Annotated in this window: 18 protein-coding genes; 17 read left to right on the forward strand and 1 reads right to left on the reverse strand. The window is 62.4% G+C overall.

Going from position 1 to position 22116, the window contains the following annotated elements; all coding sequences use genetic code 11:
- Position 1 precedes the first annotated feature (1 nt).
- The 15 genes from rsmH (at position 2) to lpxC (ending at position 17271) form a co-directional block, all read left to right on the forward strand.
- Positions 2–946 (forward strand): 16S rRNA (cytosine(1402)-N(4))-methyltransferase RsmH, encoded by a 945-nt coding sequence (rsmH, locus tag ACJRW5_RS03165; RefSeq protein WP_484569066.1) that lies wholly within the window; start codon positions 2–4, stop codon positions 944–946.
- Complete coding sequence (ftsL, locus tag ACJRW5_RS03170; RefSeq protein WP_484569067.1) at positions 943–1236, forward strand: cell division protein FtsL; 294 nt, start codon at positions 943–945, stop codon at positions 1234–1236. The genes rsmH and ftsL overlap by 4 nt, the downstream gene beginning before the upstream one ends.
- Complete coding sequence (locus tag ACJRW5_RS03175; protein WP_484569068.1) at positions 1233–2963, forward strand: peptidoglycan D,D-transpeptidase FtsI family protein; 1731 nt, start codon at positions 1233–1235, stop codon at positions 2961–2963. The genes ftsL and ACJRW5_RS03175 overlap by 4 nt, the downstream gene beginning before the upstream one ends.
- Complete coding sequence (locus ACJRW5_RS03180; RefSeq protein ID WP_484569069.1) at positions 2963–4426, forward strand: UDP-N-acetylmuramoyl-L-alanyl-D-glutamate--2,6-diaminopimelate ligase; 1464 nt, start codon at positions 2963–2965, stop codon at positions 4424–4426. The genes ACJRW5_RS03175 and ACJRW5_RS03180 overlap by 1 nt, the downstream gene beginning before the upstream one ends.
- Entirely contained in the window at positions 4419–5789 is a 1371-nt protein-coding gene (locus tag ACJRW5_RS03185; protein ID WP_484569070.1) for a UDP-N-acetylmuramoyl-tripeptide--D-alanyl-D-alanine ligase, read from the forward strand. The genes ACJRW5_RS03180 and ACJRW5_RS03185 overlap by 8 nt, the downstream gene beginning before the upstream one ends.
- Entirely contained in the window at positions 5790–6872 is a 1083-nt protein-coding gene (gene mraY / locus ACJRW5_RS03190) for a phospho-N-acetylmuramoyl-pentapeptide-transferase (RefSeq protein WP_484569071.1), read from the forward strand.
- Between the two features lie 6 nt (positions 6873–6878).
- Positions 6879–8228, forward strand: a complete 1350-nt coding sequence (gene murD / locus ACJRW5_RS03195) for a UDP-N-acetylmuramoyl-L-alanine--D-glutamate ligase (protein ID WP_484569072.1) — start codon at positions 6879–6881, stop codon at positions 8226–8228.
- On the forward strand, positions 8225–9442 hold the full coding sequence (ftsW, locus tag ACJRW5_RS03200) for a putative lipid II flippase FtsW (protein ID WP_484569073.1): 1218 nt from the start codon (positions 8225–8227) through the stop codon (positions 9440–9442). Before murD ends, ftsW begins: the two co-directional genes overlap by 4 nt.
- Positions 9432–10502 (forward strand): undecaprenyldiphospho-muramoylpentapeptide beta-N-acetylglucosaminyltransferase, encoded by a 1071-nt coding sequence (gene murG, locus ACJRW5_RS03205; RefSeq protein WP_484569074.1) that lies wholly within the window; start codon positions 9432–9434, stop codon positions 10500–10502. The genes ftsW and murG overlap by 11 nt, the downstream gene beginning before the upstream one ends.
- Positions 10503–10536: 34 nt before the next feature.
- Positions 10537–11937, forward strand: a complete 1401-nt coding sequence (gene murC / locus ACJRW5_RS03210; protein WP_484569148.1) for a UDP-N-acetylmuramate--L-alanine ligase — start codon at positions 10537–10539, stop codon at positions 11935–11937.
- Positions 11934–12875, forward strand: coding sequence for a D-alanine--D-alanine ligase (locus ACJRW5_RS03215; protein WP_484569075.1), 942 nt, complete (start codon positions 11934–11936; stop codon positions 12873–12875). The genes murC and ACJRW5_RS03215 overlap by 4 nt, the downstream gene beginning before the upstream one ends.
- Positions 12876–12878: 3 nt before the next feature.
- Positions 12879–13745, forward strand: coding sequence for a cell division protein FtsQ/DivIB (locus ACJRW5_RS03220; protein WP_484569076.1), 867 nt, complete (start codon positions 12879–12881; stop codon positions 13743–13745).
- Positions 13746–13761: 16 nt separating this feature from the next.
- On the forward strand, positions 13762–15009 hold the full coding sequence (ftsA, locus tag ACJRW5_RS03225; protein ID WP_484569077.1) for a cell division protein FtsA: 1248 nt from the start codon (positions 13762–13764) through the stop codon (positions 15007–15009).
- A gap of 42 nt (positions 15010–15051) precedes the next feature.
- A complete protein-coding gene (gene ftsZ, locus ACJRW5_RS03230) occupies positions 15052–16248 on the forward strand; it encodes a cell division protein FtsZ (RefSeq protein WP_484569078.1) in 1197 nt (398 codons plus the stop codon).
- Positions 16249–16359: 111 nt separating this feature from the next.
- Positions 16360–17271, forward strand: coding sequence for a UDP-3-O-acyl-N-acetylglucosamine deacetylase (lpxC, locus tag ACJRW5_RS03235; RefSeq protein WP_484569079.1), 912 nt, complete (start codon positions 16360–16362; stop codon positions 17269–17271).
- A gap of 178 nt (positions 17272–17449) precedes the next feature.
- On the opposite strand, the gene ACJRW5_RS03240 is transcribed toward lpxC, so the two are convergent.
- On the reverse strand, positions 17450–17905 hold the full coding sequence (locus tag ACJRW5_RS03240) for a DciA family protein (RefSeq protein ID WP_484569080.1): 456 nt from the start codon (positions 17903–17905) through the stop codon (positions 17450–17452).
- 77 nt (positions 17906–17982) lie between these two features.
- Here ACJRW5_RS03240 and ACJRW5_RS03245 point away from each other — a divergent pair, with 77 nt between their 5' ends.
- Positions 17983–18903: a M23 family metallopeptidase gene (locus ACJRW5_RS03245; RefSeq protein WP_484569081.1), complete on the forward strand. Its 921-nt coding sequence runs from the start codon at positions 17983–17985 to the stop codon at positions 18901–18903.
- Between the two features lie 239 nt (positions 18904–19142).
- Complete coding sequence (gene secA / locus ACJRW5_RS03250) at positions 19143–21878, forward strand: preprotein translocase subunit SecA (RefSeq protein ID WP_484569082.1); 2736 nt, start codon at positions 19143–19145, stop codon at positions 21876–21878.
- Positions 21879–22116: the final 238 nt, after the last annotated feature.

The raw sequence follows: 22116 nt of genomic DNA on the forward strand, positions 1-22116 counted from the left end.
CATGACCGATACCGCCTACCGCCATATCACCGTGCTGCTCGACGAAGCCGTCGAGGGGCTCGCCGTGCGCGGTGATGGTTGCTATATGGATGGCACGTTCGGGCGTGGCGGGCACAGCCGGTTGATCCTGCAGAAACTCGGGCCAGATGGGCGGCTGTTGGGATTCGATAAAGATCCCCTGGCAATAGCTACCGGGGAAGCACTGGCGGCCGAAGACGGCCGCTTTGTCGTTGTGCAGCGCAGTTTTGCGGAACTTGGCGACGAGGCTGTTGTCCGCGGCCTTTCCGGCAAGGTCTGCGGCATCCTGCTGGATCTTGGCGTGTCCTCGCCGCAACTGGACGATCCTGAGCGCGGCTTCAGCTTCCTCAATGACGGCCCGCTGGACATGCGCATGAATCCGGACTCCGGCGTGAGCGCGGCTGACTGGATCGCCACGGCGGACGAAGACGAAATAGCCCGCGTGATGAAAGATTACGGTGAGGAACGCTTCGCCAGGCGTATGGCGCGTGCAGTCGTACAGCGCCGTGCCGAACAGCCTTTCACCCGCACCGCCGATCTGGCGAAAGTCCTGACCGAGGCCAATCCCGCCTGGGAAAAAGGCAAGAATCCGGCGACGCGCGCATTCCAGGGCATCCGCATCTTCGTTAACAACGAACTCGGTGATCTGGAGCGTGGCCTCGAGGCTGCTCTTGAAGCACTGGAAGTAGGCGGTCGTCTGGTGGTGATCAGCTTCCACTCGTTGGAAGACCGCATCGTCAAGCAATTCATGAAGCGCCAGGCCAAGGGCGAGGCAGACAAGCTGCCGCGCGATCTGCCGATCATTCCGAAGGCCTTCGAGCCGCGCCTCAAGCTGATCGGCAAGCCGGTCTACGCCGGTGAGGCAGAGCTCAAGGCCAACCCGCGCTCGCGCAGCGCGGTGATGCGCATTGCGGAGAAGTTGCGGTGAACCGCCGGCTCATCAAGTCCATGCCCAGCGGCAGCTTCCTGATGCTGCTGTTGTTCATCGCCGTGCTGGTTTCTGCCGTGGCCGTGTCGTACAGCGCGCACTGGAATCGCCTGCTGCTCAACGAGTTGTACGGTGAGCTGAGTGTGCGCGACAAGGCCCAGGCCGAATGGGGCCGGTTGATTCTCGAGCAAAGTACCTGGACGGCGCACAACCGCATCGAGGCGTTGGCCAGTGAGCAGCTTAAGATGCACATCCCCGACCCTGCCGCCGTACGTATGGTGCGACCATGATCGGTCTCGAAGGCGCACTCTATCCCTGGCGCTTCCGACTGGTGCTGGCGCTGCTCGCCCTGATGGTAGCGGCCATTGCCTGGCGCATGCTCGATCTGCAGGTGCTCGATCACGACTTCCTCAAGGCGCATGGTGATGCGCGTAGCGTGCGTCATATCCCGATTCCTGCGCATCGCGGCTTGATCACCGACCGTAATGGCGAGCCGCTGGCCGTCAGCACGCCAGTGACCACGCTCTGGGCCAACGGCAAGGAGTTGCAGGCTGGGCGTGAGCAATGGCCTGCGTTGGCCGCCGCACTGGGGCAGGACTCGGCCGACTTTACCAAGCGCCTGGAGCAGAACAAGGAACGCGAGTTCATGTATCTGGTGCGTGGCCTCACACCTGAAAAGGGGCAGAGCGTACTGGATCTCAAGGTGCCGGGCGTTTATGCCATCGAGGAATTCCGCCGTTTCTACCCGGCCGGCGAAGTCGCGGCCCATGTGGTCGGCTTCACCGATATTGACGATCGCGGTCGTGAAGGCATGGAACTGGCCTACGAGGACTGGCTGGCTGGCGTACCGGGCAAGCGTCAGGTGCTCAAGGATCGTCGCGGCAAACTGATCAAGGATGTGCAGGTGGCGCAGAACGCCAAGGCTGGCAAGGCCCTGGCCCTGTCCATCGACCTGCGTCTGCAATACCTGGCCCACCGCGAGCTGCGCAATGCGCTGCTGGAGAACGATGCCAAGGCCGGCAGCCTGGTGATGGTCGACGTCAAGACTGGCGAAGTGTTGGCCATGGTCAACCATCCCACCTACAACCCCAACAATCGCCGTAGCCTGACCCCCGCGGCCATGCGCAATCGCGCCATGATCGACGTGTTCGAGCCCGGTTCCACCATCAAACCGCTGTCGATGGCTGCTGCGCTTGAAACGGGTCGCTGGAAACCCAGCGATATTGTTCAGGTCGGCAACGGTACGCTGCAGATTGGCCGTTACACCATTCGCGACGTGTCCCATACCCAGGGACCGGCGCTGGATCTGACCGGCATTCTGATCAACTCCAGTAACGTGGGCATGAGCAAGGTCGCCTTCGATGTTGGCGGAGAGCAGCTGTATCAGGCGTTCAGTCAGCTGGGCTTCGGTCGTGATACCGGGCTGGGCTTCCCGGGTGAGCGCGTGGGCAACCTGCCCAATCATCGCAAATGGCGTGAGGCGGAAACCGCCACGTTGTCCTACGGCTACGGCCTTTCGGTTACCGCGGTACAGCTGGCGCACGCCTATGCCGCGCTGGCCAACGGTGGTGGCATGACGCCGCTGTCGATGATTCGTGTGGACGAGAAACCCAGCGCGATGCAGGTTGTGCCGGCCGACGTGGCCAAGACCCTGCAAGGCATGTTGCAGCAGGTTATCGAGGCGCCGCGAGGTGTTTTCCGTGCTCAGGTGCCCGGCTATCACGTGGCGGGCAAGAGTGGTACGGCGCGCAAGACCAATGCCGGTGCCAAGGGCTACCAGACCAACTCCTACCGTTCGTTGTTCGCCGGATTCGCGCCGGCTCAGGATCCGCGTATCGCCTTGGTCGTGGTGATCGATGAACCTGGCAAGGGCGCCTATTACGGTGGCCTCATCTCCGCACCTGTGTTCAGCCGGGTAATGGCTGGGTCGCTGCGCTTGATGAACATCGCGCCAGACAACCTGCCGGCCGAAGATGAGAAAAAGGCGGTTGCCGTTGCACAAGGAGGGCGTAACTGATGCCCATGCCGCTCTCGCAATTGTTGCCGGCAGCCGATGGCAGCGTACTGATTCGTGAACTGACCCTGGACAGCCGCAGAGTGCGCCCGGGCGATCTGTTCCTGGCCGTGCCGGGCACCCAGCAGGATGGCCGCGTGCATATTGTCGACGCCATCGCCCGTGGCGCGGCTGCGGTTGCCTACGAGGCCGAGGGCGCTGCCGAGATGCATGCCGAGAGTGCCGTGCTGGTACCGGTCAGGGGCCTGTCTGGCCAGCTTTCGGCCATCGCCGGACGCTTCTATGGTGAGCCGAGCCGTGGCCTGCATCTGGTCGGCATCACGGGCACCAATGGCAAGACCAGTGTCAGCCAGTTGCTGGCGCAGGCCCTCGACCTGCTCGGCCAGCCGTGCGGCATCGTCGGCACCCTGGGTAACGGCTTCCATGGTGCGCTGGAGCAAGGCAAACACACCACGCCCGATCCGGTCGGGCTGCAGGCCACCCTGGCTGCGCTGAAACAGGCCGGCGCACGCGCCGTCGCCATGGAGGTTTCTTCCCATGGTCTGGATCAGGGGCGTGTCGCAGCGCTGGAGTTCGACGTGGCGGTGTTCACCAACCTGTCGCGTGATCACCTGGATTACCACGGCAGCATGCAGGCTTATGGCGCCGCCAAGGCCAAGCTGTTCAGCTGGCCGAACCTGAGCTGCCGGGTGATCAACCTCGATGATGCCTTCGGTCGCGAGTTGGCCGCGCAGACGCATGAGTCGCGTTTGATCGGCTACAGCCTCGATGACAGTGCCGCCTACCTTTATTGCAGCGAAGCACAGTTCGATGACCACGGCGTGCGCGCACGTCTGGTCACGCCGCGTGGTGAAGGCGTGCTGCGTAGCAGCCTGCTGGGTCGCTTCAACCTGAGCAACCTGCTCGCGGTGGTCGGTGCATTGCTGGGCATGGACTATGCCCTCGATGAAATTCTCAAGGTCTTACCGCAGTTGCAAGGCCCGGCTGGCCGTATGCAGCGCCTCGGTGGCGGCGACAAACCGCTGGTTGTGGTCGATTACGCGCATACACCGGACGCCCTGGAAAAAGTGCTGCAAGCCATGCGCCCGCATGTCGAAGGGCGCTTGGTCTGCCTGTTCGGTTGTGGCGGTGACCGTGATCGCGGCAAACGCCCGCTGATGGCTGCCGTGGCCGAGCGTCTGGCAGACGTGGTGTGGGTGACCGACGACAACCCGCGTACCGAGGATCCGGCGCAGATCATCGAGGATATTCGCGTCGGTTTCGCTAAGCCGGAAGCGGTGCAGTTCGTTCATGGCCGTGGCGATGCCATCGCCAACCTGATTGCCCAGGCCGCTGCCGCCGATGTGCTGGTGCTGGCTGGCAAAGGCCACGAGGACTACCAGGAAATCATGGGCGTACGTCAGCCGTTCTCCGATCTCAGCGAAGCGAGCAAGGCCCTGTCGGCCTGGGAGGCAGCCCATGCTTAAGCCCTGGCTGCTCAGCGAAGTCGCAGGTGACCTGGATGCACGGCTGGTCGGCACCGATGTCGCTTTCTCCGCCGTTGGCACCGACAGCCGCAGCATCGCCGCCGGTCAGTTGTTCGTGGCGCTGACCGGGCCGCGCTTTGACGGCCATGACTATCTGGCCGAGGTCGCCGCCAAGGGCGCGGTCGCGGCATTGGTCGAACGCGAAGTGACGGACGCACCGCTGCCGCAATTGCTGGTCAGCGATACTCGCCTGGCGCTGGGGCAACTGGGCGCGATGAATCGCCAGGCCTTTACCGGCCCGCTGGCGGCTGTGACCGGTTCCAGTGGCAAGACCAGCGTCAAGGAAATGCTCGCGGCCATCCTGCGTGCCGGCCTGGACGGCGCGGTGTTGGCCACTCGTGGCAACCTCAACAATGATCTTGGTGCGCCGCTGACCTTGCTGGAACTGGCGCCAGATCATCGCGCCGGGGTGATCGAGCTGGGCGCCAACCATGTCGGCGAGATCGCCTACACCGTCAGCCTGACCAAGCCGCAGGTGGCGATTATCACCAATGCCGGCAATGCCCATGTTGGCGAGTTCGGCGGTCCGGAAAAGATCGTCGAAGCCAAGGGAGAAATTCTCGAGGGGCTGCCCAATGATGGTGTGGCCGTCCTCAATCTGGATGACAAGGCTTTCGCCACCTGGCAGCGCCGTGCTGCTGGTCGTCAGGTGTGCAGCTTCGCGCTGCGCGATACCCGTGCCGACTTCCACAGCACTGACCTGACCCGCGACGAGCGCGGCTGTCAGGGCTTCACCTTGCGCAGCCCGGCTGGCAGTGCACGTATTCAGCTCAACCTGCTGGGCGAGCATAACGTTGCCAACGCCCTGGCTGCCTGCGCTGCGGCTCACGCTCTGGGTGTCTCACTAAACGCCATGGTCGACGGTTTGCAGAGCCTGCAGCCGGTGAAGGGGCGCGCCGTTGCGCAACTCGCGGCCAACGGTGTGCGAGTGATCGACGACAGCTACAACGCCAATCCCGTGTCGATGTGCGCGGCGGTGGATATACTCGCCGCCTTCTCCGGTCGCACCGTTCTGGTGCTTGGAGATATGGGCGAGCTGGGTGAGTGGGCCGAGCAGGGTCATCGCGACGTCGGTCGCCACGCCGCCGGCAAGGTCGATGCGCTGTATGCCATCGGCCCGCTGATGCGCCATGCGGTTGAAGAATTCGGTGTCAAAGGTCGCCATTTTTCCGATCAGGTCGAACTGATCGCAGCGCTTCGTGCCGAGCAGGCCGGCAGCACACTACTAATCAAAGGATCACGCAGCGCAGCCATGGACAAGGTCGTGGCAGCGCTGTGTGGCGTAGCTGGGGAGAGTCACTAAATGCTGCTGCTGCTGGCGGAGTACCTGCAACAGTTCCACAAGGGCTTCGCGGTCTTTCAGTACCTGACCCTGCGCGGCATCCTCGGCGTGCTGACCGCCCTGGCGCTGTCGCTGTGGCTCGGGCCGTGGATGATCCGCACTCTGCAGGTGCGTCAGATCGGCCAGGCCGTGCGCAACGATGGTCCGCAGTCGCACCTGTCGAAGAAGGGCACGCCAACCATGGGCGGCGCGCTGATTCTGACTGCTATTGCCGTCAGCACGCTGCTCTGGGCCGACCTGTCCAACCGTTACGTGTGGGTGGTGCTGGCCGTGACCCTGGCCTTCGGCGCCATCGGCTGGGTCGATGACTACCGCAAGGTGATCGAGAAAAACTCGCGTGGCCTGCCGAGCCGCTGGAAATACTTCTGGCAGTCGGTGTTCGGCCTCGGCGCGGCTTTCTTCCTTTATATGACTGCGCAGAACCCGGTGGAGACCACCCTGATCCTGCCGCTGCTCAAGGACGTGAGCATCCAGTTGGGCATCGGCTTCGTGGTGCTGACCTACTTCGTCATCGTCGGTTCGAGCAACGCGGTCAACCTGACTGACGGCCTCGATGGTCTGGCCATTCTGCCGACGGTGATGGTCGGTGGCGCGCTGGGCATCTTCTGCTACCTGTCGGGCAACGTGAACTTTGCCGAATACCTGCTGATTCCCTACGTGCCGGGTTCGGGCGAGTTGATCGTGTTCTGCGCCGCCCTGGTCGGTGCCGGCCTCGGCTTTCTGTGGTTCAACACCTACCCGGCGCAGGTGTTCATGGGCGATGTCGGCGCGCTGGCGCTGGGCGCCGCCCTGGGCACAATCGCGGTGATCGTGCGTCAGGAAATCGTGCTGTTCATCATGGGCGGCGTGTTCGTCATGGAAACCCTGTCGGTGATCATCCAGGTCGCCAGCTTCAAGCTGACCGGCAAGCGCGTGTTCCGCATGGCGCCGATCCATCATCACTTTGAACTCAAGGGCTGGCCTGAGCCGCGCGTGATCGTCCGTTTCTGGATCATCACCGTGATTCTCGTGCTGATCGGCCTGGCCACGTTGAAACTGAGGTAATTGCGCGTGTCGTTGATCGCTTCCGACCAATTCCGCATCGTTGTCGGCCTCGGCAAGAGCGGCATGTCCCTGGTGCGCTTCCTGGCGCAGCAGGGCGTGCGCTTTGCTGTGGCGGATACGCGCGCGAATCCGCCGGAGCTGGAAACGCTCAAGCGCGACTACCCGCAGGTCGAAGTACGCTGCGGTGAGCTGGATGTGGATTTCCTCTGCCGCGCTTCGGAACTGTACGTGAGCCCGGGTCTGGCCGTGGCTACGCCGGCGCTGGCCGAAGCGGCTGCGCGCGGAGTGAAGCTGTCCGGTGACATCGACCTGTTCGCCCGCCACGCCAAGGCGCCGATCATTGCCATCACTGGCTCCAACGCCAAGAGCACGGTGACTACCCTGGTCGGCGAGATGGCGGCCGCGGCCGGCAAACGCGTGGCCGTCGGTGGCAACCTCGGTACGCCGGCGCTGGATCTGCTGGCCGATGATGTCGAGCTGTATGTGCTGGAGCTGTCCAGCTTCCAGCTGGAAACCACCGACCAGCTCAACGCTGAAGTGGCCACCTGCCTGAACGTCAGCGAAGACCACATGGACCGCTACAGCGGCCTGCCGGCCTATCACCTGGCCAAGCACCGGATTTTCCGGGGTGCACGGCAGGTGGTGATCAACCGTGACGACGCCCTGTCGCGCCCGCTGATCGCCGATCAGGTGACCTGCTGGGAATTCGGCCTGGGCAAACCGGACTTCAAGCGCTTCGGCTTGCTCGAAGAAAATGGCGAGAAGTCCCTGGCGTTTCGTTTTGAGGCGCTGCTGCCGGTCGGCGAGTTGAAGATCCGCGGCGCGCACAACCAGTCCAACGCCCTGGCGGCGCTGGCGCTCGGTCATGCCGTTGGCTTGCCGATGGACGCCATGCTCGCCACTCTGCGCCAGTTCGCTGGCCTGGCGCATCGCTGCCAGTGGGTCGGTGAGCGCGCCGGGGTGAGCTACTACGACGACTCCAAGGCCACCAACGTCGGTGCTGCGCTGGCGGCCATCGAAGGCCTGGGTGCGGACATCGCCGGCAAGCTGGTGCTGATCGCCGGTGGCGATGGTAAAGGCGCCGACTTCTCTGCATTGAAGACTCCGGTCGCACGCTTCTGCCGAGCCGTGGTGCTGCTGGGCCGTGATGCCGAGCGCCTGGCCGAAGCGCTGGGCGATGCCGCACCGCAGCTGCGCGTTAGCAGCCTCGAGGAAGCGGTACAACGCTGCAGCGAGCTGGCCGAGGCCGGCGATGCCGTACTGCTGTCGCCGGCCTGCGCCAGCCTGGACATGTTCAAGAACTTCGAAGAACGCGGGCGCCTTTTCGCCCAGGCAGTCGGAGGGCTGAGCGCATGATGAGTTTCTTGCGCGTTCGTCCTTCGCCGCTGCTCGGTCGCGGTTTCGATGTCGATTTTCCGATGCTCGCCGGTTGCCTCGGCCTGCTCGGCCTGGGCCTGGTGATGATCACCTCGGCCTCGTCGGAAGTTGCTGCGGCGATGTCCGGCAACCCGCTGTACCACATGATTCGCCACCTGGTTTATCTGGCCATCGGTTTGGGTGCTGCGGGTGTCGTATTGATGATTCCCATGAGTTTCTGGCAGCGCTATGGCTGGATGATGCTGTTGGCCGCCATCGGCTTGCTGGTGCTGGTGCTGATCCCAGGGATTGGCCGCGAGGTCAATGGTGCGCGGCGCTGGATCGGTTTCGGTGCGTTCAACGTACAGCCGTCGGAGATCGCCAAGGTCTTCGTGGTGGTCTATCTGGCCGGTTATCTGATACGGCGCCAGGAGGAAGTGCGCGAGAGCTGGATGGGCTTCTTCAAGCCATTCGTGGTGCTGTTGCCGATGGCCGGTCTGCTGCTGCTGGAGCCGGACTTCGGTGCCACCGTGGTGATGATGGGCTCGGCCATGGCCATGCTGTTCCTCGGTGGTGTCGGCATGCTGCGCTTCGGGTTGATGGTGGCGCTGGCCGTCGGCGCCGTGTTCGTGCTGGTTCAGACCCAGGAATACCGCCTGCAGCGTCTGATCACCTTCACCGATCCCTGGGCCGACCAGTACGGTTCCGGTTATCAGCTGACCCAGGCTCTGATTGCCTTCGGTCGTGGCGAATGGTTCGGCGTCGGTCTGGGCAACAGCATCCAGAAGCAGTTCTATCTGCCGGAAGCGCACACCGACTTCGTATTTTCTGTTCTGGCCGAAGAGCTGGGTTTGATCGGCTCGCTGGCGACCCTGGCGCTGTTCGTCTTCGTCTGTGTGCGCGGTCTGTACATCGGCCTGTGGGCGGAGAAGGCCAAACAGTTCTTCTCGGCTTATGTGGCGTACGGCCTGTCGTTCCTGTGGATCGGTCAGTTCCTGATCAATATCGGCGTGAACACCGGCCTGCTGCCAACCAAGGGGCTGACCCTGCCGTTCCTCAGTTATGGCGGTTCGTCGCTGGTGATCTGCTGCGTCAGTCTGGCGATCCTGCTGCGTATCGAATGGGAGCGGCGCAACGTATTGGGCAACGAGGACATCGAGTTCAGCGAAGAGGATTTCGCCGAGCCGAGCGAGGAGGTCGCCCATGCGCGGTAATGTTCTGATCATGGCGGGCGGCACCGGTGGGCATGTGTTCCCGGCGCTGGCCTGTGCCCGCGAGTTCCAGGTCCGCGGTTACAGCGTGCACTGGCTGGGCACGCCGCGTGGTATCGAGAACGAGCTGGTGCCGCAGGCCAACCTGCCGCTGCACCTGATTGATGTCAGCGGCCTGCGTGGCAAGGGCAAGCTGTCGCTGCTCAAGGCACCGTTCCAGCTGCTGCGTTCGCTGCTGCAGGCGCGCCGTATCGTGCGTGAGTTGCAGCCAGTGTGCGTGCTCGGTATGGGTGGCTATGTGACCGGGCCTGGTGGCGTGGCCGCGAGAATGGCCGGCGTACCGTTGGTCATCCACGAGCAGAACGCCGTGGCCGGTACCGCCAACCGCCTGCTGTCGCGCATCGCCAGCCGCATCTGCGAGGCCTTCCCGAATACCTTCAAGGCATCGGACAAGCGCCGCACCACCGGCAACCCGGTGCGTGAGGAGCTGTTCCTGGAAACGCCGCGCGAGCCTTTGGCTGGCCGTCAGCCGAAGTTGCTGGTGCTGGGGGGCAGCCTGGGCGCTGAGCCGCTGAACAAGTTGCTGCCGGCTGCTCTAGAAAAAATCCCCGCCGACGTGCGCCCCAAGGTGTTCCACCAGGCTGGCAAGCAACATGCCGAAATCACTGCGGAGCGTTATCGCGATGCTGCGGTCGAAGCCGAGGTCGCGCCGTTCATCAAGGATATGGCACGGGCTTATGGCTGGGCCGATCTGGTGATCTGCCGCGCCGGTGCATTGACCGTCAGCGAACTCGCTGCGGCTGGTCTGCCGTCGTTTCTGGTGCCGCTGCCGCATGCAATCGACGATCACCAGAGCCGCAATGCCGAATATCTGGCGAAGGAGGGCGCTGCCGTCCTTCTTCCGCAACATGCTACTGACGCGGCCAAGCTCGCCGCGCAGCTCACCGAGGTTCTGATGCACCTGGAAAAACTAAACGTCATGGGCGCCACCGCGCGTCGCCTGGCCAAGCCCGATGCCACCCGTACGGTGGTCGACATCTGCCAGGAGGTGATTCGTGGCTAAGTCTCCCGCTGCGGTCAAGGCCGAGGTTCGGCGTATGCGCCGTATCCGTCGCATCCATTTCGTCGGCATCGGCGGTGTGGGCATGTGCGGTATCGCCGAGGTGTTGCTGAACCTTGGCTACGAAGTGTCTGGCTCGGACCTCAAGGCTTCGCCGGTCACTGAGCGTCTGGAAAAATTCGGCGCGCAGATCTTCATTGGCCATGCCGCCGAGAATGCCGAGCAGGCCGACGTACTGGTGGTCTCCAGTGCCATCAACACTGCCAACCCTGAGGTCGCCACTGCTCTGGAACGTCGTATTCCGGTCGTGCCGCGTGCCGAGATGCTCGCCGAACTGATGCGCTACCGGCACGGTATCGCCGTGGCTGGCACTCATGGCAAGACAACCACCACCAGTCTGCTGGCCTCGGTGTTTGCCGCTGGCGGCCTTGATCCGACTTTCGTTATCGGTGGTCGCCTCAATGCTGCAGGCACCAACGCGCAGTTGGGCTCCAGTCGCTTTCTGATCGCCGAGGCGGACGAGAGCGATGCCAGCTTCCTGCACCTGCAGCCGATGGTGTCGGTGGTCACCAATATCGACGCCGACCATATGAGCACCTACGGCGGTGACTTCAACAAACTGAAGAAAACCTTCGTCGAGTTCCTGCATAACCTGCCGTTCTATGGTCTGGCCGTGCTCTGCGTCGACGACCCGGTGGTGCGTGAGTTGCTGCCTCAGGTCGGTCGTCCGACCGTGACCTACGGTTTTGCCGAGGATGCCGACGTGCGCGCGATCAATGTGCGTCAGGAAGGCATGCGCACCTATTTCACCGTGCTGCGTCCCGACTGCGAGCCACTCGACGTGTCGGTGAACATGCCGGGTAATCACAATGTGCTCAATGCGCTGGCCACCATAGCCATCGCTACCGATGAGGGCATCGATGATGCCGCCATCGTCGCTGGCCTGTCGGGCTTCCAAGGCGTCGGTCGGCGCTTCCAGGTCTACGGTGAGCTGCCGGTCGAAGGCGGCAGCGTGATGCTGGTCGATGACTACGGCCACCACCCGCGTGAAGTCGCGGCGGTAATCAAGGCCGTGCGCGGTGGCTGGCCGGAGCGCCGCTTGGTGATGGTCTATCAGCCGCACCGCTACAGCCGCACCCGTGACCTGTACGACGATTTCGTGCAGGTACTCGGTGAGGCCAACGTGCTGCTGCTGGTGGAAGTTTACCCGGCCGGCGAAGAACCCATCCCTGGTGCCGACAGCCGCCAGCTGTGCCACAGCATCCGTCAGCGCGGCCAGCTCGACCCGATCTATGTCGAACGTGGTGTTGACCTGGCGCCGCTGGTCAAGCCGCTGCTGCGTGCCGGCGACATTCTGCTGTGCCAGGGCGCCGGTGACATCGGTGCGGTGGCGCCGCAAATGATCAAGCACCCGCTGTTCGTGGGGGAGTCGAAATGAGTTTGCACAGCACCCTCGACCCCAAGGCTTTCGGTCGCGTCGCCGTGCTGTTCGGCGGCAAGAGTGCCGAGCGTGAAGTCTCGCTGAAGTCCGGCAATGCCGTGCTCGGTGCACTGCAGGCTGCTGGCGTGGATGCCTTCGGTATCGATGTCGGCGACGATTTCCTGCAGCGTCTGAGCAGCGAAAAGATCGACCGTGCCTTCATCGTGCTGCACGGCCGTGGTGGTGAGGATGGCTCCATGCAGGGCCTGCTCGAATGCGCCGGCATCCCTTATACCGGCAGCGGCATTCTGGCTTCGGCGCTGGCGATGGACAAACTGCGCACCAAGCAGGTCTGGCACAGCCTTGGCCTGCCGACGCCACGGCATGCCGTGCTGACCTCGCAGGCCGACTGCGAAGCTGCCGCGACCGAGCTGGGTTTCCCGCTGATCGTCAAGCCGGCCCATGAAGGTTCGAGCATCGGCATGGCCAAGGTAGAAAGCGCCGCCGCATTGATCGCGGCCTGGCAGGACGCGGCACGCTACGACAGCCAGGTGCTGGTCGAGCAGTGGATTGCCGGGCCTGAATACACCATCGCCGTGCTGCGTGGCGAAGTGCTGCCGCCAATCGGCCTGGGCACTCCACACACCTTTTATGACTACGACGCCAAGTACCTGGCGGATGACACCCAGTACCGCATTCCCTCTGGCCTGTCCGCCGAGAAGGAAGCCGAGCTCAAGGACCTGACTGCGCGCGCTTGCGAAGCAGTAGGCACTCAGGGTTGGGCACGCGCTGATGTGATGCAGGATGCCAGTGGCCAGTTCTGGCTGCTGGAAGTGAATACCGTACCGGGTATGACCGATCACAGCCTGGTGCCGATGGCCGCGCGCGCAGCCGGTCTGGATTTCCAGCAGCTGGTGCTGGCGATCCTGGCGGACAGCGTCGAGGCGAGGGGGTAAGCGATGAGTATCGCTCTGCGTCATCAGGACTCGCTGAGGGCTCCGCAACGCGGTAAGCCCGCGCCGCGTGGCGCCAGCCGTCTGGTGGCCAAGGAGCCAATGCGCCTGCGTCTGCCCAAGCCCGACTTCAGCTGGCTCGGTCGTGTGCTGTGGCCGCTGCTGCTGGTCGGTCTGGGCTTTGCTGCCTATGAAGGCGCGCAGCGCCTGCTGCCCTATGCCGACCGCCCGATAGCGCGCATCAGCGTGCAGGGCGACCTGGCTTATGTCAGTCAGCAGGCCGTACAACGTCGCATCGCCCCCTTTATTCAGGGCAGCTTCTTCAGCGTTGACTTGCGCAGCATGCGCGAAGAACTGGAGCGCATGCCGTGGATCGCGCATGCCGAAGTGCGTCGCGTCTGGCCGGATCAGATCGACGTGCGCCTGGAAGAGCAACTGCCGATTGCCCGCTGGGGTGACGAGGCGCTGCTCAACAACCAGGGCCAGGCCTTCGCTCCGCAGGAGCTGGACAACTATCAGCATCTGCCACAGCTGTCCGGACCCAAGCGTGCGCAGCCCAAGGTGATGCAGCAGTACCAGATGCTCAGCCAGTTGTTGCGTCCGATGGGCTTTACCGTGGTCGGCTTGCAGTTGCGTGAGCGCGGCAGCTGGTTCCTCTCGGCGACCGAGAATGCCAGCGGCCAGCGCATCGACATTCTGCTGGGGCGTGATCACGTGGTGGAAAAAATGCGTCGGTTCGCCGCCATTTACGAGCGCGAGCTGAAAGAACAGAGCGCGAACATCGCGCGCATCGACCTGCGTTATGCCAACGGCCTGGCCGTGGCCTGGCGTGAGCCGGTGGAGCCGGCTGCGGCCGAGCAGAAAGTGAATTGAGAAGAGGCAGGATGAAATGAGTAGCGCGCAGAGCGGCAAGATGATCGTTGGCCTGGACATCGGCACCTCCAAGGTGGTGGCGCTGGTGGGCGAGGTGACGGCCGACGGCCAGCTGGAAATCGTCGGTATCGGCACCCATCCGTCGCGCGGGCTGAAAAAGGGCGTGGTGGTCAACATCGAGTCCACCGTGGCCTCGATCCAGCGCGCGGTGGAAGAGGCGCAACTGATGGCCGGTTGCCGCATTCACTCGGCGTTCGTCGGCGTGGCCGGCAACCACATCCGCAGCCTGAACAGCCACGGCATCGTCGCCATCCGTGATCGCGAAGTCAGCGGCGCCGATATCGAGCGCGTACTGGATGCCGCTCAGGCGGTGGCCATTCCCGCCGACCAGCGCGTGCTGCACACCCTGGCGCAGGATTACGTGATCGACAACCAGGAAGGTGTGCGCGAACCGCTGGGCATGTCCGGCGTGCGTCTGGAGGCCAAGGTGCATGTGGTCACCTGCGCGGTGAACGCTGCGCAGAACATCGAAAAATGCGTGCGTCGCTGCGGTCTGGAAGTCGACGACATCATCCTTGAACAACTGGCATCGGCGTATTCGGTGCTGACCGAGGACGAGAAGGAGCTGGGCGTGTGCCTGGTGGATATCGGCGGTGGCACTACCGACATCGCCATCTTCACCGAGGGCGCCATCCGCCACACCGCGGTAATCCCGATTGCCGGCGACCAGGTCACCAACGACATCGCCATGGCCCTGCGTACGCCGACTCAGTATGCCGAGGAAATCAAGATTCGCTACGCCTGCGCCCTGGCCAAACTGGCCGGCGCTGGCGAAACCATCAAGGTGCCGAGCGTCGGTGATCGTCCGCCGCGTGACCTCTCGCGCCAGTCCCTGGCCGAAGTGGTCGAACCGCGTTACGACGAGCTGTTCACCCTGATTCAGGCCGAGCTGCGTCGCAGCGGCTACGAGGACCTGATTCCGGCCGGCATCGTCATGACCGGTGGTACGGCGAAGATGGAAGGTGCGGTCGAACTGGCTGAGGAAATCTTCCACATGCCCGTGCGTCTGGGCGTGCCGCACAGCGTCAAGGGCATGGCCGACGTGGTGCGCAATCCGATTTATTCCACTGGCGTGGGCTTGCTGATGTACGGGCTGCAGAAGCAGCACGACGGTATTTCCATGTCGGTGGGCAGTCCTTACCAGGACGAAAACAAGACCCCGGTACTCGAGCGCATCAAGCGCTGGGTACAAGGCAATTTCTAAATTTGCAGTAGGCGTTACAACTAGAAAGGAAGGAGAGGGATCATGTTCGAACTAGTAGACAACATTCCACAAAGTGCGGTGATCAAAGTCATCGGTGTCGGTGGTGGCGGCGGTAACGCGGTCAATCACATGGCTGTCAGCAACATCGAAGGCGTCGAGTTCATTTGCGCCAACACCGATGCGCAGGCGCTGAAGAACATTGGTGCACGCACCGTGCTGCAGCTCGGCCCAGGCGTGACCAAGGGCCTGGGCGCTGGCGCCAACCCGGAAGTCGGCCGTCAAGCCGCGCTGGAAGACCGCGAGCGCATCGCTGAAGTGCTGCAAGGCACCGATATGGTGTTCATCACCACTGGCATGGGCGGTGGTACCGGTACCGGTGCTGCTCCGGTGATCGCTGAAGTGGCCAAGGAACTGGGCATCCTGACCGTGGCCGTGGTCACTCGTCCGTTCCCGTTCGAAGGCAAGAAGCGCATGGTCATCGCCGACGAGGGCATCCGTGCGCTGGCCGAGAGCGTCGATTCGCTGATCACCATCCCCAACGAGAAGCTGCTGACCATCCTCGGTAAGGATGCCAGCCTGCTGTCCGCCTTCGCCAAGGCTGACGACGTGCTGGCCGGTGCCGTGCGCGGTATCTCCGACATCATCAAGCGTCCGGGCATGATCAACGTCGACTTCGCCGACGTGAAGACCGTGATGAGCGAAATGGGTATGGCGATGATGGGTACTGGCTGCGCCAGCGGCCCGAACCGCGCCCGTGAAGCCACCGAGGCGGCCATCCGCAACCCGCTGCTGGAAGACGTCAACCTGCAGGGCGCGCGCGGCATCCTGGTCAACATCACTGCCGGTCCGGACCTGTCGCTGGGCGAGTACTCCGATGTGGGTAACATCATCGAGCAGTTCGCTTCCGAGCAGGCTACCGTCAAGGTCGGTACCGTGATCGACGCCGACATGCGCGACGAGCTACATGTCACCGTGGTCGCCACCGGTCTGGGTGCACGCATGGAGAAACCGGTCAAGGTGGTCGACAACACCGTGCAGGTCGCCGTCAGCCAGCCGGTTACCCAGCAGCCCGCCGGGCAACAACCGCGCAGCGAGCAGTCGGTCAACTACAAGGACTACGAGCGTCCGACCGTGCAGCGTCAGAGCCACAGCGGGGCAGCTACTGCGGCCAAGCTCAATACCCAGGACGATCTCGATTACCTGGATATTCCGGCTTTCCTGCGTCGCCAGGCTGATTAATGGAATTTATCAGGGCTATGACGGTGATTGGTGTTCAGCAAAGGTCGGTTCTGCTATTATTTCCGACCATTGTTGAAAACAGTTCGCAACTAGCGATATAGCGGCCAAGCCATGATCAGACAACGCACCCTGAAGAACATTATTCGTGCCACCGGCGTTGGCCTGCATTCGGGGGAAAAGGTTTACCTGACCCTGAAGCCGGCACCGGTGGACACGGGTATCGTGTTCCGTCGCACCGATCTCGACCCTGTCGTGGAAATCCGCGCATCGGCCGGGAATGTCGGTGAAACCACCATGTCGACCACGTTGATCAATGGCGACGTCAAGGTGGATACGGTAGAGCATCTGCTTTCGGCCATGGCAGGCCTGGGCATCGATAACGCCTACGTCGAGCTCTCCGCGTCCGAAGTGCCGATCATGGACGGTAGTGCTGGTCCTTTCGTATTCCTGATTCAATCCGCTGGCCTGCAGGAGCAGGAAGCGCCGAAGAAGTTCATCCGCATCCTGCGCGAAGTAACGGTGGAAGAGGGCGACAAGCGCGCCACCTTCGTGCCGTTCGACGGGTTCAAGGTGAGCTTCGAGATCGACTTCGATCATCCCGTGTTCCGCAATCGTACGCAGAGCGCCAGTGTGGATTTCTCCAGCACGTCTTTCGTCAAGGAAGTCAGCCGGGCCCGCACTTTCGGCTTCATGCGTGACATCGAGTTCCTGCGTTCGCAGAACCTGGCGCTCGGCGGCAGTGTGGAAAACGCCATCGTGGTCGATGAATATCGCGTGCTCAACGAAGACGGCCTGCGTTACGAGGACGAGTTCGTCAAACACAAGATTCTCGATGCCATCGGCGACCTGTACCTGCTGGGTAATAGCCTGATCGGTGAGTTCAAGGGCTTCAAGTCTGGCCACGCACTGAACAACCGTTTGCTGCGTACCCTGATGGAGCAGACTGATGCCTGGGAAATGGTGACCTTCGAGGACGCCAAGCTTGCTCCGATCTCTTACATGCGCCCGGTTGCGGCCGTGTAATCGAACTCTCTTCCTAGCTTCAATTGAGGCCACCTGCGGGTGGCCTCTTTTTTTGTCGTGCGCCGTCGATGGGTGTCATCCCAGAGGGACTGCCGAACAATGAGAAAGCTTCTTCCGGAAGAAGAAGTCAGGGGCTTTTTGTCGCAGCGCTGCGCCGGTCGATGAGTGGCAAAAGTCGTTAATCGTCCTTGCGCGTGTGGCTGGCCAGACGCTCAAGAGCCGCTTTCAGACTCGGGTTGCTGATGCCGTCGGCACTTGCCTTGATGTTTTGCGCGGCGCTATTGGACAGATAAAGGCTGCGACCGGTTCCACGATTCTGACCTGTCGAAGGTTGCACCTTGAACAGGATTTTCGTTAAGGTCGCGAATTCTTCGAGTGCCTGCAGTTGTCGTTGCAGTCTTCTTTGCTGATAACGCAGGCGTGTTGCCCAGTGGCCATCGGTCACGATCAATAGCAGACAGCCGTCTCGCCAGGACGCTACATGACAGTGTTCCCGGGCAGCAGGTTGTAGCTGGCTTTCAACAAGACGCTGCAGGTGAGTCAGGCGTTGGGCCTGACCGAACAGCGCTTTCAGGGGCTTGGCTTCGCGTAGCAGCGTGGCGGGCGCCTGGGCCGGCAAGGGACGAAACGTCATGGCAGGAGGCCTTAAGTTGCAGAGCGACCATGGTAGCAGAGCGTGCTGCCAGTCTGTGCTCCGCGAAAGGGGAAGCCATGCATATCATTTTGCTCAATAGCCGTCACGGCTCGGCGCGGACGATCAATCTGGATCTGCGCTTGTTGTTGCTGACGATGTTTCTGCTGCTGGGGGTGAGTCTGGGTGCAGGTGCTGCGCTCGGCGCCAAGTGGCTGACCGCCGAACCGGTGGTCGACACGTCGCTGGCCGAGGCATTGGATCAACAGCGTAAACAGGTTGGTGCCGTGCGTCTGGATGCACAGCGTCAGCTCGACGCGTTCGCTGCACATGTGGCGGAATTGCAGGCGCGCCTGACACGTCTCGACGCTCTGGGCGAGCGCCTTACTGAGCTGGCCGAGCTGGACGCAGGTGAGTTCGACTTCTCGCTCAGCGTGGGGCAGGGCGGCGCCGAGGATGCCCTGGGGGCTTCGGCCTATTCGCCGCCTCCGTTCATGAACGCGCTGGATGAGTTGGCGCTGCGTGTCGACAGCCGTGAGCAACAACTCGAAGTACTTGAGCAACTGCTTGGCGAGCGTCGCCTGAGCGAGGCCGAGACGCTTTCCGGTCGCCCGGTCCTGCACGGTTATGTGTCGTCGCCATTCGGGCGGCGGGTTCACCCGCTGACCGGCCGGGTGAGCGTTCACAAGGGTATCGACTTTGCCGCCAAGTCAGGCAGCGACGTGATGGCCGTGGCTGCCGGCGTGGTGACCTTCTCCGGTCGCAAGAACGGTTATGGCAACACGGTGGAAATCAGTCATGCCGATGGTTACGTGACGCTTTATGCGCACAACCGCAGCAACACGGTGCAGATCGGTGACCTGGTGCAGCGTGGTCAGACCATCGCCAAGGTCGGAAGTACCGGGCGTTCCACCGGCTATCACGTGCACTTCGAAGTGAGCAAGGATGGCCGTCAGGTCAACCCCGCGCTGTATATCGCTCGTGCCAATGGCGCCGAGTAGCCAGGCGCTTTCAGCCGTCTCTTGAATTGTCTGCGAACGCCCCCACATACAGGGCCATGCCGCGCCTTCGGCATGGCCGGGGATCGATGGCCTGCGCCATCACGCTGTAGCAACGGGCTGACAACGTCACTTTCCTCCCCGGCTTTTCCGGGTAGAATGCCCCCTTCGCCCGCAGCCATGCTGGCTGCCAGGTCGCGATTTGCGCCGACCTCAATCCATTCGCCGGAAGTCCTGTCGATATGTTTGCGCCTCTGTTGAAAAAACTTTTCGGAAGCAAGAATGAGCGTGAAGTCAAACGCATGCTCAAGGCGGTGCAGTCCGTCAACGTCCTTGAAGAGCAGATGATCGCCCTCTCGGATGATCAACTGCGTGGCAAGACCGAAGAGTTCAAGGCCCGTCTGGCCAAGGGCGAAACCCTCGACCAACTGCTTCCTGAAGCCTTCGCGGTGGCCCGTGAGGCCGGCAAGCGGGTCATGGGTATGCGTCACTTCGACGTCCAGTTGATCGGCGGCATGACCCTGCACGAAGGCAAGATTGCCGAGATGCGTACCGGTGAGGGCAAGACCCTGGTAGGTACTCTGGCGGTCTACCTCAACGCACTGTCCGGCAAGGGCGTGCATGTGGTTACGGTCAACGAATACCTGGCGCGTCGCGACGCCAACTGGATGCGTCCGCTATATGAATTCCTCGGCCTGAGTGTCGGCATCGTAACGCCGTTCCAGCCGCCGGAAGAAAAGCGAGCTGCCTATGCCGCGGACATCACCTACGGCACCAATAACGAGTTCGGTTTCGACTACCTGCGTGACAACATGGCGTTCAGCCTGGAAGACAAATTCCAGCGTGAGCTGAATTTCGCTGTGATCGACGAAGTCGACTCGATCCTCATCGACGAAGCGCGTACCCCGCTGATCATCTCCGGTCAGGCCGAAGACAGCTCCAAGCTGTACATCGAGATCAACAAGCTGGTCCCGCGCCTCACGCAGCACATCGAGGAAGAAGAGGGTGTGGTGACTCAGGAAGGTCACTACAAGGTCGACGAGAAGTCGCGCCAGGTCGAGTTGAACGAGGCCGGCCACCAGTACGTCGAGGAGATGCTCACCGCTGCCGGCCTGCTGGCTGAAGGCGAAAGCCTTTACTCCGCACACAACCTGGGCCTGCTCACCCACGTCTATGCCAGCCTGCGTGCGCATACCCTGTTCCACCGCAACATCGAATACATCGTGCAGAACGGCCAGGTGATCCTGATCGATGAGCACACCGGTCGTACCATGCCTGGGCGTCGTCTGTCCGAGGGGCTGCACCAAGCCATCGAGGCCAAGGAAGGCGTGAACATCCAGGCCGAGAGCCAGACGCTGGCCTCGACCACCTTCCAGAACTACTTCCGCCTGTACAACAAGCTGTCCGGCATGACCGGTACCGCTGATACCGAGGCTTTCGAGTTCCGCCAGATCTACGGTCTGGACGTGATGGTCATCCCGACCAACAAGGCGATTGCGCGTAAGGACTTCAACGACCTGGTCTACCTGACCCAGGAAGAGAAGTACCAGGCGATCATCACCGATATCAAGGATTGCCAGGCCCAGGGCCGGCCGATCCTGGTCGGCACCGCGACCATCGAGACGTCCGAGTACGTCAGTCAGCTGCTGAACAAGGAAGGCATCGAGCACAAGGTGCTCAACGCCAAGTTCCACGACAAGGAAGCCGAGATCATCGCCCAGGCAGGTCGTCCGGGCGCGCTGACCATTGCTACCAACATGGCCGGTCGTGGTACCGACATTCTTCTCGGTGGCAACTGGGAAGTGGAAGTCGCCGCACTGGAGAATCCTACCGACGAGCAGGTCGCGCAGATCAAGGCCGAATGGCAGAAGCGTCACCAGCAAGTGATCGAGGCTGGCGGTCTGCATGTGATCGCCTCGGAGCGTCATGAGTCGCGGCGTATCGACAACCAGCTGCGTGGTCGTGCCGGCCGCCAGGGTGACCCGGGCTCGAGCCGCTTCTACCTGTCGCTGGAGGACAACCTGATGCGCATCTTCGCCTCTGATCGGGTGAAGAACTTCATGAAGGCCCTGGGCATGCAGTCCGGCGAGGCCATCGAGCATCGCATGGTTACCAACGCGATCGAGAAAGCCCAGCGCAAGGTCGAAGGCCGCAACTTCGACATGCGTAAGCAACTGCTCGAATTCGATGATGTGGCCAACGAGCAGCGCAAGGTGATCTACCACATGCGCAACAGCCTGCTGTCTGCGGAGAATGTCGGTGACACCATCGCCGAATTCCGCGAGGAAGTGCTGAGCGCTGCCATCAACGGCCACATCCCGCCGCAGTCCATGCCCGAGCAGTGGGACGTGGCGGGGCTGGAGTCCACGCTGCAGAGCGACTTCGGTATCAAGCTGCCGATCCAGCAGTGGCTGGACGAAGACGACAAACTGTACGAAGAAACCCTGCGCGAGCGCATCCTCGCCGAGTTGCTCGCCGCCTATAACGAGAAGGAAACCCAGGCCAGCGCCGAAGCCTTGCGTACCTTCGAGAAGCAGATTCTGCTGCGCGTGCTCGACGACCTGTGGAAGGACCACCTGTCCACCATGGACCATCTGCGTCACGGTATCCACCTGCGTGGCTATGCGCAGAAGAACCCGAAGCAGGAGTACAAGCGCGAATCCTTTGCTCTGTTCCAGGAGCTGCTGGAGTCGATCAAGCGCGACACCATCCGCGTGCTCTGCCACGTGCAGGTGCGCCGCGAAGATCCGGCCGAAGAGGAAGCCCGCCTGCGTCGCGAAGCCGAAGCCATGGCTGAGCGCATGCAGTTCCAGCACGCCGAGGCTTCGGCACTGGCTAGCGAAGAGGGTAGCGCCGAAGAGGGTGATGTCGCGGTTGCCGCAGCGCCGGTGCGCAGCGAGCAGAAAGTCGGGCGTAATGAGCCTTGCCCATGTGGCTCGGGCAAAAAGTACAAGCACTGCCACGGTCAGATTGGCTGAGCATGGCAGGTGTGCGCCGCTAACAGGCTGTTGAAAAACTACCTGCGTTGCCATTACTGCGTTCAAAACAGGCTCAAAATGCTCATTTACAACACGTAAACTGCGCTTTTTCGCCTGTTTTTGCCTTGCACTGGCTGCCTCGCCTACGCTTTTCAACGGCCTGCCAAGGCGCTTGCAGTAGAGAGGGCTTCGGCTATGCTGTCGCCGCCCTCGATGACGCCGCGACGGCCCTGCCGTT

Origin of the sequence: Pseudomonas pichavaramensis (genome assembly GCF_050473265.1) — a bacterium.
Lineage (GTDB): Bacteria > Pseudomonadota > Gammaproteobacteria > Pseudomonadales > Pseudomonadaceae > Aquipseudomonas.